A 14,768-nucleotide genomic window follows, 5' to 3' on the forward strand; every position below is an offset into this window, starting at 1 on the left:
CTGGTGCCCGGGGAGAGAGCGATGCAGGAACGCAACGTCGAAGTCACCGTGATAGGGGCCGGCACAGCCGGCCTCAGCGCTTGGCAGGCGGCCAGGCAGTACCATGAGGAGGTCGTGCTCATCGAGGGCGGCGAGCCGGGAACCACCTGTGCCCGGGTGGGCTGCATGCCCTCCAAGCTGTTGATTGCCGCAGCCGAGGCGGCCCATCAGGCCCGCGAGGCCGCAGGTTTCGGCATCGAGGTCGCAGGCGTCGAGGTCAACGGTCGGGAGGTCATGGCTCGCGTCAGGCGTCAGCGCGACGCCTTCGTCGAGAGCGTGCTCGACTCCATGCAGCGCATCGAATCCGGCAATCGTATCCTGGGCCATGCCCGCTTCGAGGATCCGCATACGCTGCGCGTCGGCGATGACCTGCGTCTGCACGCCCGGAGCATCGTCATCGCAACCGGCTCACGCCCCCACTGGCCCAAGGCTCTCGCCTCAGCCGGCGATCGTCTGGTCGACAGCGATGCCGTCTTCGAATGGGAAGAGCTGCCTGAATCGGTAGCCGTGTTCGGCCCCGGCATCGTCGGCCTGGAGCTCGGTCAGGCGCTTGGTCGCCTGGGCGTGCGGCTGCGCATGTTCGGCAAGAGCGGCTCGCTCGGCCCCTTCCAGGATCCGGCGCTGCGCGACTACGCCGAGCGTACCTTCAACGACGAGTTCTACCTTGACCCGGCGGCGCAGGTCGAAGCCATCGAGCATGACGGAAAGCAGGTGTCGATAACCTTCATCGAGCGCGGCAGCGGCCGCCGCCTGACCGAGCGCTTCGACTACCTGCTGGCCGCCACCGGCCGCCGCCCCAACCTCGACCGCCTCGATCTGCAGAACGCCGGCCTGGCTCTGGACGACAAGGGCGTGCCCTACTACAACCGCTTCACCATGCAGTGCCGCCAGGCTGACGATCTGGATACCGGCAGCCATATCTTCATCGCCGGGGACGCCAGCCAGGAGCTACCGCTGCTGCACGAAGCAAACCAGCAGGGCCGCATCGCCGGGCACAATGCCGGCCGCTACCCCGAGCGCCGTGCAGGCCGCCGCAGTATGCCATTGTCGATCGCCTTCACCGAGCCACAGATGGCCACGCTGGGCCTGAGCCGAGACGAAGCGACACAGCGCTTCGGCTGCGATGGGGTCGCCGAGGGGGAAGCCACTTTCGAGGATCAAGGCCGCGCGGTGGTGATGCGCCAGAACAAGGGAATGCTGCGCCTCTACGCCGAGCACGGTTCTGGCCAGTTCCTCGGAGCGGAGCTGTTCGGCCCCCGCGTAGAGCACATCGCTCACCTGCTGGCCTGGGCGCTGGAGCAGAAGATGGGCGTCGAGCGCATGCTGGAGATGCCCTTCTACCATCCGGTTCTGGAAGAGGGTCTGCGCAGCGCCCTGCGCGACCTCAACTGTGCCTTGCTGCAGGGACCTGCGATGACTGAACGCTGCCTCGAGTACGGTCCTGGGGGCTAGGCAACTGAAGCCGGCTACGGTTCTCGCCTGGCACGCTTGCGTGGCATATCGGCAAGTCCGGGTTATGCTGATTGAACGAGGGTGCAAACGTAAGCAGGTGACTCCGATGGCCGATATCGCTTCACGGCTGAAAGCCGTACAACAAGACATCGAGCGGCTGGCCGGACTCGCCGCAGCCGACCAGGCCGATGCCGCACGCCGTCTGGCGGAGTCGCTGAGCAAGGAGCTCGATAGCGCCATCGCCGAAGCAGCCCGCACGCCTGATTTCTCCGGCTCGAACTCGATGCCGAGAGGACCGCGCCACGAGGAGATCCGCTGTCCGATCTGCTCGCTGCGCTCTTTCACCTACCAGAAGGGAACACTGCGTCGTTCGGCCGACGCCGGCTACGAGGCGCTCTTCCACTGTCTCAGCTGCGGTCACGAGGCGTGGCACGAGGCACAGTAGTCGCGGGTTAGAGGGTCAACGGCCCTGAATGCCTCACTCCTCGAATTCCGCAAGCGCCTGCTCGCAGCCCATGCCGACCCGCTCGCCACCGCCTGGGTCGACCCATGGCAGGATTGCCAGAGGCGGCGCAACGATGGCGCCGAGCAGCGACAGAGCACCACGTGCGATCAATTCCTGGGTAATGACGTTCACCTCCGGCTCGCGCAACGACCCCTTCAGTTCCACCGGCGAGTTTCCGGTGAACAGGGTGGGGTCGAGATTATGGCCCTCGAAGGCCAGATCTATCCTCTCGGTGGCCAGGTTGATGGCGCCGGCTCCCTCGAAGTGAGCGATCTCCGTCGCCATGAAGAACTCATCCAATCGGGCAAGGCCGTTATCGGCAACGAAACGCACGTAAGTACACTCCAACTGCACCTGACCTTCGCCGGTGAGTGCCGCCACCAGGGCATTGGCCACATTGAGCGGCAGCAGTTCGGCGGCGATTATGTCCAGCCAGCCCTGGGACATGGCCAGCTCCAGCTCGCCATCGAGCCCGGCCATGACCTCGTGCATGGATCGCCCCCGATAGCGGAAGTCGCCGCGACCACCGATCACCCCCAAGGTATCGCGGGCCACCTCGGGCAGGCCGGCCTCGTCCAGCAGTGCGCTGAGATTGACCTGGTCGAGTGCCAGCCGCAGATCGCCCTCCAATACAGGCTGGCGTGCGTCCATGATCCAGGAGACACTGACCTGGCCGCCACCGAGCCCCAACCGCAGAGGTTCGACCGTCATCACTCCCTGCTCCAGTTCCAGGGCGAGCGCCAGGTTTTCGAACGGTATGTGCTCCGCCTGCACGTCGGCTGCCTCGTACTCCAGCACGATGTCGGTGTTGCGCAGCGCTTCCAGGTTCCATTCGCGGTCGGGAAACAGTATCCCCGCGCGCTGCTCCTCCGCTTCCCACTGCTCCTGCTCGGGCGAGGCCGTCTCGCCTGTGCCGGTTTCCGGCGACATGCCCAGCATCGGCAACAGATCGTCCGCTTCCAATTGCTGCGAGACGAGCGTCGCCAATATTCGGGGGCGGTCACCGAAGTGCATGCGCACGTCACCGGCCACATCGCTGTCGCCGAAGCCACCTTCGAGGCCATCGATGTCGAGCTGGTCATTCTGGTAACGCAGGTAGCCACTGACACGGTAGGGTGGCAGCTCGGGCAGATTGATGCCGGTGAGGTCGGTAAGCGCTGCCGGATTGGGTCCCTCGAGGCGAGCGTTTCCCTCTACCGCTTCGAGGGCGAAAGGCTGCACCGCACTGCCGTCGACCCATAGCCGTGTATCGCCGCTGGCAAGCTCGCCGGCTATCGGATAGGGCCTATCGGGATCGGCAAGGTCCAGCAACGGCCCCACCAGCAAGTCGAAGGCAAAGGGCTCCTGTTCGTAGCTGCCCTCACCGACCAGATGCACCCGCTGCCCCTCCACGCCCTCGGAGAGGGTGTCGGCGGTGAACGAGAGTGACAGCCCCCAATGCGGGGCGTGGTAGTCCAGCGCGGTATTCTCGAACAGCAGCCCACCGTCGACCACGTGCGTATTGAGATTGCCATCCAGGGTCCCCAGTGGACCAAACCCGAATGGAGACAGCGCTGCGGTCAGGTCGATACGATCCAACTGCGCCTGCAGATCGACGGCCAGGCGCTGCTCATCGACCTCGAGCCAGCCCTGGACGTTCAACGATCGTGGCGCCTCCTCGTCGACCTGCTGTAGCGCCTGTAGCCGGGCAATGGAAAGCCGCCCATCCTCCAGAGACGCCTCAATGGCCAGATCATGCAGGGTCTGGCCAGCGTAGCGGAGCTGCCCGAGCGTCAGGTCGAGGTAGGCCTCGAACTCCTCCAGCCCTGCCAAAACCTGGGCGACACCGTGATCCCACTCCTCATCGTTCTGCGTCGCGTCATCCTCGGGGGCTTGGTCTGCCCGAGCTTCCTCGAACAAACCCCAGCGGTCCAGGTCGAGCGCATCGGCTTCCAGCTCGGCCGCCAGCCGTGGAACGTCGCGCCCCAGGTCGAACGCCAAGCGGCCATTCAGACGGCTATCGCCCATGCTCGCCTCGAATTCGTCGATGCCGCCACGGCGCTCTTCCATTTCCAGATGCAGCAGGCCCCGAAACTCCATGGGCTCGCCTTGCGCACTACCCTCCCCGCGAACGTCCAGGCTCAGCTCTTCGACACTTTCACCGGGGGTGGCGAAAGCGATGTCGAGTTCAATGTCCTGGCCGGCATCGCGAAATATCAGCCGCCCCTGGTCAATGTTGAAAACCCGGGGCCAGAGGGGAATCTCCTGCTCCTCGGTCGGTTCGCCCTGCAGCAGATCATCGATATTGGTAGTGCCGTCCTCACGGCGCAGCAGAAGCATTTCCGGCTGGCGGATGTCGACTCGTTCCAGTTCGATCTCGCCTTGAAGCAAGGCCCACACATCCAGGGTCACCGACAGCTCATCGAGACGAACCATGGGATCGTCAGCCCACGTGGCATTGGCGACATGCACTTCGTTGAGCCGCAGGGTCAGTGGCAAGCCCCAATCGATGCCGTGATCACCGATCGCCACCTCGCGCCCCAACTGTTCGCTGGCCTGATTCTCCAGCCAGCCACGAAACCAGGCGGATTCCAGAAACAGGGCCGCGGCCGCCAATATCAGCAGCATCCCCCCAAGCGTCATGGCGATTCGACGAGCGATCTTGTTCACCGTTCCGTCCATGGTCGTGACTGATCAATATCCTAACCATGGACAGAGAAGCGGAATCGGTCCAACCCTGCCGCCGCCTTGCGTTCCCGTATGCGCTTGCTCACCCGACCTTCACACTCGCTAACCTGCCTCCAGCCAATAAACCTTCTATGCTGGGAATATGGGCATCTCCACCGTTAACCACGGCAAACAAGGAAGATAGCGAGATGTTCCCAGCCGGAACGGGAGGTTCGTATGAAAATCTACAAGCCGGAATGGCACTGCTCCTTTACCGTGAACGAAACCGCCGGAGTATCGGCGAGCTGGCGTGAAAAGCTTGCCTGGCGCATTCGACACTGGGCCGACCGGCTCGACGACAAAGGCCGAACGGTGACAATCGAATGCAATATAGCGCCAGCCGTAACAGCGGAGGAGATCGACACCTGCCTGGTCAAGGGCTTTGAGGTCACCCACTCTCTGCTCAACCAGTTGGCGCAGCAGGCCGCCTGCGAGGACGTGATGCGGGATGCCAAGGCCGAGCTGTACGAACAGGAACCGCCGCGCTGAAAATTCCCAGGTAGCGCAGGATGCCAGCGAGTCAAGGAGCCGACATGCAATCACGTTATTTCACTATCCGCGACTACCCGAAAGGCACGCCGACAAGAGAGCTATTCGAGCTGCACAGCCAAGAGCTACCCGCACTGGATGAGGGCGAGGTGCGCATCCGCAATAGCTGGCTCTCGGTCGACCCTTACATGCGGGGACGTATGAGCGGCGTCAGGACCTATGTGGCGCCGTTCGAGCTGGGTGCCCCGCTGGAGGGTGCCGCCATCGGCGAGGTGCTCGAGTCGCGTCATGCCCATTTCAAGGCCGGCGACAAGGTACGCCACATGGGTGGCTGGCGGGACGTCGCCCAGCTCAAGGGCGAGGTGCTGGACCCCCTGCCCGATATGCAGGTTCCCGAACAGGCCTACCTGGGCGTACTCGGTATGCCGGGAATGACCGCCTGGACGGGGCTCAACCGCATTGCCAACCTGCGCGAAGGCGACAATGTGCTGGTCAGCGCCGCCAGCGGTGCCGTGGGTTCGCTCGCCGTGCAACTGGCCAAGGCCAAGGGCGGCACGGTGGTCGGCATTGCCGGCGCAGTGGACAAGCTCGAATGGCTGGAGCAGCACGATATCCGTGCCGTGAGCTACAAGGGAAAGGATGCCCGGCAGTTGAGCGCCGACCTCAAGGAAGCCTGCCCGGACGGTTACGATGTGTATTACGAGAACGTTGGCGGTGCTTGCCTCGAGGCGGCGCTGAACAACCTCAAGGTCGGCGCACGTATCGCCATCTGCGGGCTGATCTCGAACTACAACGACGAAACACAGGCGCAAGGTCCGAGCAATCTGGCGAACCTGCTGATCCAGCGCGCCCGTATGCAAGGCTTCATCATCTTCGATCACTGGACCGAATATCCCCATTTCCTCGAGGAGGTCGGCCCGCGTGTTGCCCGGGGTGAGATCGACTACGAGGAAACCATCGAATCAGGTCTCGAGCGCACCCCCGACGCCTTTCTCAAGCTGTTCGAAGGAGCCAACCGAGGCAAGATGCTGGTAAGGCTCTGAAAAAAATCCTGTCCTTGACTCAGGTTCTCACCCATTCGGTCGATATACAGTTGAGCGTCCTGTCTCTGAAACCACGCTCTTGGATTCGTTTTTCCAAAAAACAGGGGCAAGCGTAGCGAAGCTGCACAGTCAGTGAAAGCCCGGTACAAGTTTGATATGCTGCAAGCGTAGTCTTGTCGAAGAAGCGGAGCCGAACATTACGATCGATCATTCATAACCCAAGCCAGTACAGGAGATACTCATGCGAGTCTACAAACCTGAGTGGCAGTGTACGTTCAGCGTAAATGAAGGCATGGAAGAGACAAGCGGCTGGCGCGGACGCTTCGCCTGGTTCATTCGTAGCCTTGCCGACAAGCTGGACGGAAGTGGCAGAACGATCAAGATCGACTACAACGTGACTCCTCATTTAAGCCGTGAAGATGTGGACACCTGTCTCGGCAAGGGCTTCGCCGTGACCCAGAGCCTACTGACCCAGCTCGCCCACCAGGCTGCCTGCGAAGACGTCATGCGTGAGGCAAAGGCCGAGCTGTTCGAGGAAGACCCGCAGCGCTGAAGTTACACTCCTCACCTGCACCAACGCCCCATTCGGCCACCGCCGGATGGGGTGTCTTGCATTTTTGGGGGCCGGTTAGGGATGGGCAGTTACAAATTTCATGCTGCAATGCAGCAAGCAAGCGTCTACGCTGGAGGTGTCGTCCTACAGGAGGACCCCTTCATGACACAGATACCCTTATCTGACTCGACCCACGATGATGAAGTACTTCGCTTCTGGACTCTCCAGGCCAACCAGCTGCTGGCCGCTTCCGAGGCCCTGCAGCGTTATCTCGATAGCCCGGCATCCAGCCCGTCATTCAAAGAGCAATAGCTCAGGCTGACCAAGTTTGTCTTCTCCGAATAAATATTGAATTTATCTTTTGAGTGACAAGTATATTGTTACTGGAGATGAGGCCTGCCAAGGTGCTGTCATTCCTGATTAGGCCTCGGCTGCCCGGTGCGCAGTGCCAAGTTCGGGAAGACATCATGCCAACAGAGCATCATCACGTAGCCGCCCACGCCACGGGAATCGACGGGCTGATGGCGATGAGCCTGGTTTCGGGCCGGGCTTTTCCACGTCACACCCACGATCAGTACGGTCTCGGCCTCATTACCGCCGGCGGGCAGCGCTCCTGGAGCGGCGTCGGCCGGGTGGACGCCGTGGCCGGTGACATCATCACGGTGAATCCTGGCGAGGTTCACGACGGCGCACCTCTTGCTGGCACCCGGCGCGCCTGGCACATGTTCTACTTCGATCCCGATCTGGTGCAACAGAGTATCGGCGATCACCATGCCTCAACCGAGCTGACCCGCCCCGCCCTTCACGATCCCTTGCTGCATGGGCTGATGCGGCAGTTGTTCCAACGACTCGCCGGAGCGCCTGGCGACACCCTCGACCTGGAAGAACGCTACTGCCAACTGCTTGGGACGGCTTTTTCCCGCCACGGCTCACGGCGCCTCGACACTGCGGAAGATTCCATGGGCAACATTGCCAAGGTGCGCCAGCGCCTCGATGACGCCCCACAACTGGCCATCACCCTGCGCGAACTTGCCGACATGGCAGGGCTGAGCCGATACCAACTGCTGCGCAGCTTCACCAGAGCGCTGGGTATCACGCCACATGCCTACCTGCTGCAGCGACGAGTGCTGCTGGCCAGGCGCCTGATCGCAAGCGGCCAGCCACTGAGCCAGACGGCCCTGGACGCGGGGTTCTCCGACCAGAGCCACATGAGTCGGGCCTTCAGCCGTCAGTTCGGGCTCTCCCCGGGACGCTATCGCCGCGCGTTTTACCCTTGCTGAGCTGCAATTTCGTTCAAGACCCGGCAAGCCGATAGCGCCACGCTGGCGTGGTCTCGCTATCGGAGCCTCCCATGACCCTCGAATATCTGCTGACCTCACTGGTCGTCGTTGCCTCACCTGGCACCGGGGTCCTCTATACGCTTTCCACAGGCCTGGCACGAGGGATACGTGCCAGCATGCTGGCGGCACTTGGCTGCACCCTCGGCATCGTGCCGCATATGCTGGCCGCCATTACCGGACTGGCTTCCCTGCTACATACCAGCGCCCTGGCCTTTCAGTTACTCAAGCTGTTGGGCGTCGCCTACCTGCTCTACATCGCCTGGAGCGTGCTGAGGTCGCAAGAAGCCATTTGCCCCACCGCCAGCCAGGTAACCCTGCCGGCCAGGCGCCTGATCGGCAGCGGTGTGCTGCTCAATTTGCTCAACCCCAAGCTCACCCTGTTCTTCCTGGCCTTCCTGCCGCAGTTCGTCGATGCCGGCGAGGCCCCTCTCCTACACATGATCGAGCTGAGCCTCGTCTTCATGCTAATGACATTTGCGGTGTTTATCGTCTATGGCGTCAGCGCGGCCGCCGCACGCCAGCGAATCCTGACACGCCCGCAGGTTCTCGCCTGGCTGCGACGCGCCTTCGCGGCGGGTTTCCTCGCTCTGGCAGTGCGCCTGGCGATAACGGAGCGCTAGCCCGCAGCGCCACGCATGGCTACGCTCAAGTCTGGCCCAGGTACGGCCTGAGGCCCACGCCAACAAGGAAGAAGCGAGAAACGCCATGAACAAGACACTTCTCACACTAGCTTGCCTGGGCATACTGGCCGCCGGCTCGACGATGGCTCAGGAAACCGCAGAGAACGCACCCGAGTGGAACGATGCCCTGGTGGAAGCCGCCAAGCAGGTAACGCTCGGGCCGCGCCCGCTGTTTCTGGTCAACGACATGAGCGAAGAAACCGAGCGCGAGCGAGAACTCAAGGCCGAGCTGCTCGAATGCGCCGCCCAGCACACCGACTGGCAACCTTTGGATCTCGTCATTGCCCATCGCGGCGCCCCTCTGCAATTTCCCGAGCACACCCTGGAGTCCTACCTCGCCGGGGCCCAAGGCGGCGCGGGCATCGTGGAATGCGATGTGACCTTCACCAGCGACAATGAGCTGGTGTGTCGTCATTCCCAGTGCGACCTCCACTACACCACCAACATCGTGGAAACCGAGCTCGCTCAGAAGTGCAGCGTACCGCCTGAAATCGACGCCGAGAGCGGCGAGCTGACCAACGCGGCCGAGATCCGTTGCTGTACCAGCGATATCACGCTGGCCGAGTTCCGCACCCTGCGTGGCACCATGGAAGGCGCCAACCGCGAAGCGCGCAGCCTCGAGGAGTACCTGGCCGGAACGCCCGGCTGGCGCACCGATCTCTATGCCACGCGTGGCACCTTGATGAGCCACGCCGACACCATCGCCTTGTTCAAGGAATTGGGGGTGAAGATGACGCCCGAGCTCAAGGCGCCCGACGTGGAGATGCCCTTCAACGGCATGAGCCAGGAGGACTACGCGCAGAAGCTGATCGACGAGTACAAGGCGGCGGACGTGGCGCCCGGTGACGTCTATGCCCAGTCGTTCAACCTCGACGACGTGCTCTTCTGGATCGAAAACGAGCCCGAGTTCGGTGAGCAGGCGGTCTATCTGGACGGCCGCTATGATGACGAGGGCTTCGACCATACCGACCCGGACACCTGGTCACCGAGCATGGAGGAGCTGGCCGAACGGGGCGTGCAAATCCTGGCGCCACCGACCTGGATGCTGCTGGCTGCCAATCCCGAGTTCGGCGAAGGCGACAGCCGCATCGTACCCTCGGAATATGCCGAGCGTGCCAAGGAAGCGGGGCTTGAACTGATCACCTGGACCCTGGAGCGCTCCGGCCCACTGGCCAAGGGCGGCCAGTGGTACCATCAGACCACGGAAGAGGTGATTCGCCGCGAAGGCGACAAGCTGATCACGCTCGATGCGCTGGTGCAGGACGTGGGCGTCATCGGCATCTTCACCGACTGGCCGGCGACCGTGAGCTTCTACGCCAATTGTGTGCAGCAGCGCGGCTAAGGGCCAGGCGAGGAACCCCTGCGGTTCAATCCGAGGGAGTGGTGGCATGCGTGAGGTGCAAGGACATCACCCGCCACTCCCCGTCTTCCTTCTGCCACAGCTCGCTGAAATAAAGGCCGGGCCGCAACCTGGCGTCATCGACGATCCGCCCTTGCCCATGGATCGACACGGCATCGCCAAACGGCACCAGCTTCAGGATGATGTCCTCGGCGTGGCTGCCGCGGGCAAACCATTGGTCCGTCGCCACGGCTTCGGCAATTCCGCCAAGTTGATCCAGCTTGCCCTGCAAGCCCGTTTCATCGATCAGGACGAAGTCGTCGAGCTCGATATGATCCAGTTGACCGACGTTTCCATCCAGATAGGCGGCGTACCATTGCCGCCGAGTCTCCAACAGTTTTTCGTGCACCGTGTCCTCCATAAGCCCAGCTCTTGGACGGGTACTGCCCACCGTGACCACAGCGGGCTCAGGCAGTTATCCATACTAGCCAAGAGCCAGGGAAGTACCATCAGACATCGGCGCCAAAGTGTGTAAGCCATGGCGTACGTGAGGCAGACTGCCGCCATACCTGGGCTAAGGCTAACCTGCTGGAAGCGCCCCACGAATACGATCGGCGTTCTCCGCCAGCTCCTCCGGCCGAGCCTGGGACAGTCCTTCGAGGCGGATGTCCTGCATCGCATCGATCGGCACCAGGTGCAGGTGTACATGGGGCACTTCGAGGCCGACGATCATCATCCCCACGCGCTCGCAGGGAAAAGCCTGCTTGAGTGCCTTGGCCAGCTTCTGCGACACCGCCATTAGGTGAGCGCTCAGCGCTGCCGGCATGTCATCCCAGTGGTCGATTTCCTGCCGCGGGATCACCAGCAGGTGTCCGGGTTTCATGGGATTGAGGGTCATGATGGCCACGCACTGCTCGTCGGACCAGACGAACTCGCCGGGCAACTCGCCGTGGATGATACGGCTGAAGATACTCGCCATTTCGGTTCTCCCTGTGAGGAAAGGTCATGGGGTGGAGGCAGTCTCGCCTGAGCGAAGCCTACGGTCCACCTCCATCTGTTCACTCGGGCTTCGTTGGAAAATTATGCACTTCCCTGTCGGCTCGCTGGCGCCGGACTTGTGGCCGATCATTATCCCAGCAGACTGTCTCCAAATACCGACATTTAAGTTATTGTTTTAATTTGACATTCTTAAAACGGCAAATTTACGTCTCCATTTACTGACACTTTGTGGCGTTTTTCTGTGTCGCCAACCTCACCCAAGCATGTCACTTCCTTACGAAACAATAATAATGCATTGTTTTAAAACAAAAACACTAGAACATGGCACCAATTTCGCTTACATTATTGCAATGGCAAGTATTGGCGAGCCCGGCATACGAAATGGCCACTGCTCGCACCAGAGGCTCTTGCAGCGTCACGGAACGACGCGATCCGGGATGGAACCCGGCAGGCCAAAGGCACGCTCTTGCGATGAGTTAGCACTATCCTTTAGTTCCCTGCGTACTTGGGCCGCTCTGCGGCCCTTTTTTTAGCTCCGGAAAACGCAGCGAGGCGCCAAGGACACCGCAAGAGTAAAGCTGGCCAGAGTCGCTACCCTGTCACGGACGAACAGCCCGAACGGCCCAGGAAAGAGACGAACGCCATGCGTACGAAGCCGAAGTCTCCGCTGAGCAATAGCATCTGCCTTGCCGGCTGCGTGCTGGCCGTTGCCCTGCTCCTCGATGCCGCGCTCTCCCTGAACGGCCTGGTGCCGGAGCAGACAGCTCTCTTTCCCAATGCTGCCGCTGCTCTGGAAATGCTGGCGTCAGACGTATTTCCCCCCGGTACCGCGCTTGCCGGCTTTGCCAGCGGTCTTGCCCTCGCCCTGACCCTGATCATGTTGCCGATGCACCATGTCTATCGCTCCCGCGAAGCCCGGCTTCTACAGGAGCACGAGCGCCTGGCCGCCCGCAATCAGGAACTCGTTCACCAGGCCGCCAACGACGGTCTATTGGGTATCGCCAACCGCCGCGAATTCGAACGCGTGCTGAAACTCGAGTGGCGCCGGGCGGCACGCGAGCGCCAGCCACTCAGCTTGCTGATGATCGATATCGACTGCTTCAAGCTTTTCAACGATACCTACGGCCATCAGGCTGGCGACACCTGCTTGTGTGGAGTGGCCGACGTGCTTCGCACTGCCGCCACCCGCCCGGGGGATATGGTGGCCCGCTATGGTGGTGAGGAAATGGCGCTGCTGATGCCACACACCGGCATGGAAGGTGCCGTTCGCATGGCCGAGCGCATCCATGCCATGCTCGTGGAACGCGCCCTCCCGTTTTCCGCCTCGCCCGTGGCAGAGCATGTCACCGTAAGCATTGGTGTCTCCTCGATGTTGCCGGTACGCAATGCCAACCGCTCCGTGCTGGTTCAGCAGGCCGATGAAGGCCTCTATATGGCGAAGGAAGGTGGACGCAACCGCACGGCAACCGTACCGAAGCTGCGGCTCATCGGCCAGGAAGAGGAGTTGCGGCCGAACCCAAGCCGCGCTCAAGGCGCCTAGCACCTGCCGAATGCAGGTACATCAGCCAAGACTCATATAAGAAACTCGATTATACCGCCTTGCGCGACACGTATTCGTCGAGCAGAGCTTTCGCTCGGCCACAGGACCGGCGGCAGCGAAAACTCCTTGAACGATCAGCGCCCAACGCCGCCCAACGCGACGGCTTCTTCTGCGAACACGAAATGAAGCGTGCGGCTTTAGGTTGCCCAATGCGATCATGCCGGGTACTATCCATAACGCTCACCGGCACCTCATCGATGAAAGCGATAACCGCCAAACGATAACCTGAGGTAATACCATGGGAGCTCTACCCAGAAAATTGCTCGCTTGTTGCCTGGCAGGATTGTTCGCGGTATCCGCCGCCAATGCCCTGGCCCACGAGGCCGAAGTCCAGGAAGAAGGCATTGCCTCCTTCTACAGCGACCGCTTCCAGGGCGCCACCACCGCCAGCGGCGACTCCTTCGATCAGCAAGCACTGACTGCCGCCCACCCCAGCCTCCCTCTCGGCACCAAGGTGCTCGTCAAACGGGCGGACACTGGGCAGGAAGTGGAAGTGCTGATCAATGACCGTGGCCCCTTCGTCGAGGGACGCATCATCGACCTCTCCAAACGTGCAGCTCGCGAGCTCGGTATGCTGCGTCGCGGCACGGTACCGGTCATGGTCACTGTGCTGTAAGTAAGCCATGCGTCTTGCAGCGCCTTGCCGTGAGGCGCTGCAAGACGCATGCGTTTCGCTTTCATCAGGGACTACAGTTTCCCCCTTCTTGACCGATAATGACTTTAAGCGTTCAGCGAGGGACATCGCAGCGCTTTTTCGGCTCGAACGACGCAGGGGGGCATTATGATGAACATGCTGAGTATGCCGGGAGCTTCTCCCGACGAGGTAGCGGAACCACGCGCCAACGAGGCGCTGTGCAAGCGTCTGGTCATGGCCAAGATACAGCTCGACCGACTGGAGCGTGACGGTTCCTGCAAGGACTTGAGTGCCCTCAGCGCAGCACGCATTGAGTTCGCCCTAGCCTCACGGGCATTGGCCGACGCCTTGATCACTCAGGAAGTCGCGGAAGAGCATAGCCTCCTTTATTGATTCCACCAGGGGGAAGCGCAGGCCGGGCGGCAGTCGCTCTCGGCCTTGCTCTGCCTCGGCCCGCCTCTCCTTGGCAAGGTTACAATAGCGTGCCGACGCACGTTGGAATCTGCTGCCGAGCCGGGTGCTGGGCATGCTCGGTCTCCTTATGATGACGTCTGCCGGAATGGCGTAGTGTCATCGAATGGCCGAGTTTGCTTTCGACAATTCGGTGAACTCTCGCTCATAGCCGGTCATTGACGAAGCGTCTCAGATCGAGTGCATTGCGCGGTGCATGAGCCTTCTGGTCGTTGTTGAAATAGGCATAGACGTCACGGCCCTCGTGGAGCAGTTCGGCGATACGCTTTGCCTCGGCCACGAGGTACTGACGCGAGTAGCTGCCGGCATACCGCTTGCCGTGAAAGCGCAGGTAGGTCCAGTCGGAGGTAAACATCCGGGGATGACGCTCCAGCATGTCATGCAGGCACAGCGCCGCGTCGTGCCGGCGCAGCACGTCGTACACCTCGTCGTTCAGCCAGTCCGGGTCGCGCAGCTCGACGGTCCAGCGATACTGCTTCGGCGCCTCGGCGAGAAAGGCATCCAACCGCTCCGGCCGCGCCTTCCAGTTGGGCGGTAGTTGCACCAGGATCGGGCCCAGGTGCTTGCCGAGCCGCTGTGCCATCTCGAGGAAGGCACCCAGGCTCTGCTCGGGATCCTTGAGACGCTTCATGTGGCTGCCGTAGCGGCTGAATTTCAACGCGTACTCGAAGCCGGCAGGCGCTATCTTCTTCCACTTGTCGAGGGTGCCGGCCTGGGGCAGGTTATAGAAGGTGTTGTTGATCTCCACCGTGTCGAACTGTCCGGCGTAGTGGCCGAACCACTCGTCCTGGGCCAGCTCGCTTGGATAGAAGCGTCCCTTCCAGTGACGATACTGATAGCCGGACGTACCGATGCGCAGCCGTCCCTGGCGCTTTTGCCGTGTCGCCTCGCTCATGGGTCCCTCCATGCGGCGCGGAT

At 61.9% G+C, this 14,768-nt stretch carries 16 protein-coding genes; 12 read left to right on the forward strand and 4 right to left on the reverse strand.

Features of this window, described 5'->3' with window-relative positions; translation table 11 throughout:
* Positions 1-21: 21 nt before the first annotated feature.
* Both SPH52_RS01860 and SPH52_RS01865 read left to right on the forward strand, forming a co-directional pair.
* Entirely contained in the window at positions 22-1,491 is a 1,470-nt protein-coding gene (locus tag SPH52_RS01860) for a dihydrolipoyl dehydrogenase (protein ID WP_411793299.1), read from the forward strand.
* A 106-nt stretch (positions 1,492-1,597) separates the two neighbouring features.
* Positions 1,598-1,936, forward strand: coding sequence for a hypothetical protein (locus tag SPH52_RS01865; RefSeq protein WP_411793300.1), 339 nt, complete (start codon positions 1,598-1,600; stop codon positions 1,934-1,936).
* 33 nt (positions 1,937-1,969) lie between these two features.
* On the opposite strand, the gene SPH52_RS01870 is transcribed toward SPH52_RS01865, so the two are convergent.
* Entirely contained in the window at positions 1,970-4,645 is a 2,676-nt protein-coding gene (locus SPH52_RS01870; protein ID WP_411793301.1) for an AsmA family protein, read from the reverse strand.
* Positions 4,646-4,879: 234 nt separating this feature from the next.
* Here SPH52_RS01870 and SPH52_RS01875 point away from each other — a divergent pair, with 234 nt between their 5' ends.
* From SPH52_RS01875 to SPH52_RS01905, 7 genes are all read left to right on the forward strand, one after another.
* Positions 4,880-5,191, forward strand: a complete 312-nt coding sequence (locus SPH52_RS01875; RefSeq protein WP_411793302.1) for a hypothetical protein — start codon at positions 4,880-4,882, stop codon at positions 5,189-5,191.
* Between the two features lie 44 nt (positions 5,192-5,235).
* A complete protein-coding gene (locus SPH52_RS01880; RefSeq protein ID WP_411793303.1) occupies positions 5,236-6,234 on the forward strand; it encodes an NADP-dependent oxidoreductase in 999 nt (332 codons plus the stop codon).
* A gap of 241 nt (positions 6,235-6,475) precedes the next feature.
* The gene (locus tag SPH52_RS01885) at positions 6,476-6,787 is read left to right on the forward strand and encodes a hypothetical protein (RefSeq protein ID WP_411793304.1); all 312 of its coding nucleotides are present in this window, start codon (positions 6,476-6,478) and stop codon (positions 6,785-6,787) included.
* Between the two features lie 162 nt (positions 6,788-6,949).
* Positions 6,950-7,099 (forward strand): hypothetical protein, encoded by a 150-nt coding sequence (locus SPH52_RS01890; protein ID WP_411793305.1) that lies wholly within the window; start codon positions 6,950-6,952, stop codon positions 7,097-7,099.
* 155 nt (positions 7,100-7,254) lie between these two features.
* Positions 7,255-8,067: a helix-turn-helix domain-containing protein gene (locus SPH52_RS01895; protein WP_411793306.1), complete on the forward strand. Its 813-nt coding sequence runs from the start codon at positions 7,255-7,257 to the stop codon at positions 8,065-8,067.
* A 71-nt stretch (positions 8,068-8,138) separates the two neighbouring features.
* On the forward strand, positions 8,139-8,747 hold the full coding sequence (locus SPH52_RS01900; protein ID WP_411793307.1) for a LysE family translocator: 609 nt from the start codon (positions 8,139-8,141) through the stop codon (positions 8,745-8,747).
* An 85-nt stretch (positions 8,748-8,832) separates the two neighbouring features.
* A complete protein-coding gene (locus SPH52_RS01905) occupies positions 8,833-10,149 on the forward strand; it encodes a glycerophosphodiester phosphodiesterase family protein (RefSeq protein WP_411793308.1) in 1,317 nt (438 codons plus the stop codon).
* Positions 10,150-10,174: 25 nt separating this feature from the next.
* On the opposite strand, the gene SPH52_RS01910 is transcribed toward SPH52_RS01905, so the two are convergent.
* Both SPH52_RS01910 and SPH52_RS01915 read right to left on the reverse strand, forming a co-directional pair.
* Entirely contained in the window at positions 10,175-10,567 is a 393-nt protein-coding gene (locus SPH52_RS01910) for a nuclear transport factor 2 family protein (RefSeq protein ID WP_411793309.1), read from the reverse strand.
* 159 nt (positions 10,568-10,726) lie between these two features.
* Entirely contained in the window at positions 10,727-11,125 is a 399-nt protein-coding gene (locus tag SPH52_RS01915) for an HIT family protein (protein WP_411793310.1), read from the reverse strand.
* Positions 11,126-11,788: 663 nt separating this feature from the next.
* Here SPH52_RS01915 and SPH52_RS01920 point away from each other — a divergent pair.
* From SPH52_RS01920 to SPH52_RS01930, 3 genes are all read left to right on the forward strand, one after another.
* Positions 11,789-12,685, forward strand: a complete 897-nt coding sequence (locus tag SPH52_RS01920) for a diguanylate cyclase (RefSeq protein ID WP_411793311.1) — start codon at positions 11,789-11,791, stop codon at positions 12,683-12,685.
* A gap of 298 nt (positions 12,686-12,983) precedes the next feature.
* Positions 12,984-13,361 carry a septal ring lytic transglycosylase RlpA family protein gene (locus SPH52_RS01925; RefSeq protein WP_411793312.1) on the forward strand — a complete coding sequence of 126 codons (378 nt, stop codon included), beginning with the start codon at positions 12,984-12,986 and terminating at the stop codon, positions 13,359-13,361.
* Between the two features lie 168 nt (positions 13,362-13,529).
* On the forward strand, positions 13,530-13,772 hold the full coding sequence (locus SPH52_RS01930) for a hypothetical protein (RefSeq protein ID WP_411793313.1): 243 nt from the start codon (positions 13,530-13,532) through the stop codon (positions 13,770-13,772).
* Between the two features lie 223 nt (positions 13,773-13,995).
* Here the strand turns inward: SPH52_RS01930 and SPH52_RS01935 are convergent, their stop codons facing one another.
* Positions 13,996-14,745: a DUF72 domain-containing protein gene (locus SPH52_RS01935; RefSeq protein ID WP_411793314.1), complete on the reverse strand. Its 750-nt coding sequence runs from the start codon at positions 14,743-14,745 to the stop codon at positions 13,996-13,998.
* Between the last annotated feature and the right edge of the window lie 23 nt (positions 14,746-14,768).

Origin of the sequence: Halomonas sp. A29 (genome assembly GCF_046723295.1) — a bacterium.
GTDB lineage: Bacteria > Pseudomonadota > Gammaproteobacteria > Pseudomonadales > Halomonadaceae > Halomonas.

What these genes read in the sequence shown, in the direction of transcription:
- SPH52_RS01885 (WP_411793304.1), top strand. Translation starts at nt 6,476, where the DNA reads ATGCGAGTCTACAAACCTGAGTGGCAGTGTACGTTCAGCGTAAATGAA.
- SPH52_RS01925 (WP_411793312.1), top strand. Translation starts at nt 12,984, where the DNA reads ATGGGAGCTCTACCCAGAAAATTGCTCGCTTGTTGCCTGGCAGGATTG.
- SPH52_RS01920 (WP_411793311.1), top strand. Translation starts at nt 11,789, where the DNA reads ATGCGTACGAAGCCGAAGTCTCCGCTGAGCAATAGCATCTGCCTTGCC.
- SPH52_RS01895 (WP_411793306.1), top strand. Translation starts at nt 7,255, where the DNA reads ATGCCAACAGAGCATCATCACGTAGCCGCCCACGCCACGGGAATCGAC.
- SPH52_RS01865 (WP_411793300.1), top strand. Translation starts at nt 1,598, where the DNA reads ATGGCCGATATCGCTTCACGGCTGAAAGCCGTACAACAAGACATCGAG.
- SPH52_RS01860 (WP_411793299.1), top strand. Translation starts at nt 22, where the DNA reads ATGCAGGAACGCAACGTCGAAGTCACCGTGATAGGGGCCGGCACAGCC.
- SPH52_RS01875 (WP_411793302.1), top strand. Translation starts at nt 4,880, where the DNA reads ATGAAAATCTACAAGCCGGAATGGCACTGCTCCTTTACCGTGAACGAA.
- SPH52_RS01915 (WP_411793310.1), bottom strand. Translation starts at nt 11,125, where the DNA reads ATGGCGAGTATCTTCAGCCGTATCATCCACGGCGAGTTGCCCGGCGAG.
- SPH52_RS01905 (WP_411793308.1), top strand. Translation starts at nt 8,833, where the DNA reads ATGAACAAGACACTTCTCACACTAGCTTGCCTGGGCATACTGGCCGCC.
- SPH52_RS01890 (WP_411793305.1), top strand. Translation starts at nt 6,950, where the DNA reads ATGACACAGATACCCTTATCTGACTCGACCCACGATGATGAAGTACTT.
- SPH52_RS01930 (WP_411793313.1), top strand. Translation starts at nt 13,530, where the DNA reads ATGAACATGCTGAGTATGCCGGGAGCTTCTCCCGACGAGGTAGCGGAA.
- SPH52_RS01935 (WP_411793314.1), bottom strand. Translation starts at nt 14,745, where the DNA reads ATGAGCGAGGCGACACGGCAAAAGCGCCAGGGACGGCTGCGCATCGGT.
- SPH52_RS01900 (WP_411793307.1), top strand. Translation starts at nt 8,139, where the DNA reads ATGACCCTCGAATATCTGCTGACCTCACTGGTCGTCGTTGCCTCACCT.
- SPH52_RS01910 (WP_411793309.1), bottom strand. Translation starts at nt 10,567, where the DNA reads ATGGAGGACACGGTGCACGAAAAACTGTTGGAGACTCGGCGGCAATGG.
- SPH52_RS01880 (WP_411793303.1), top strand. Translation starts at nt 5,236, where the DNA reads ATGCAATCACGTTATTTCACTATCCGCGACTACCCGAAAGGCACGCCG.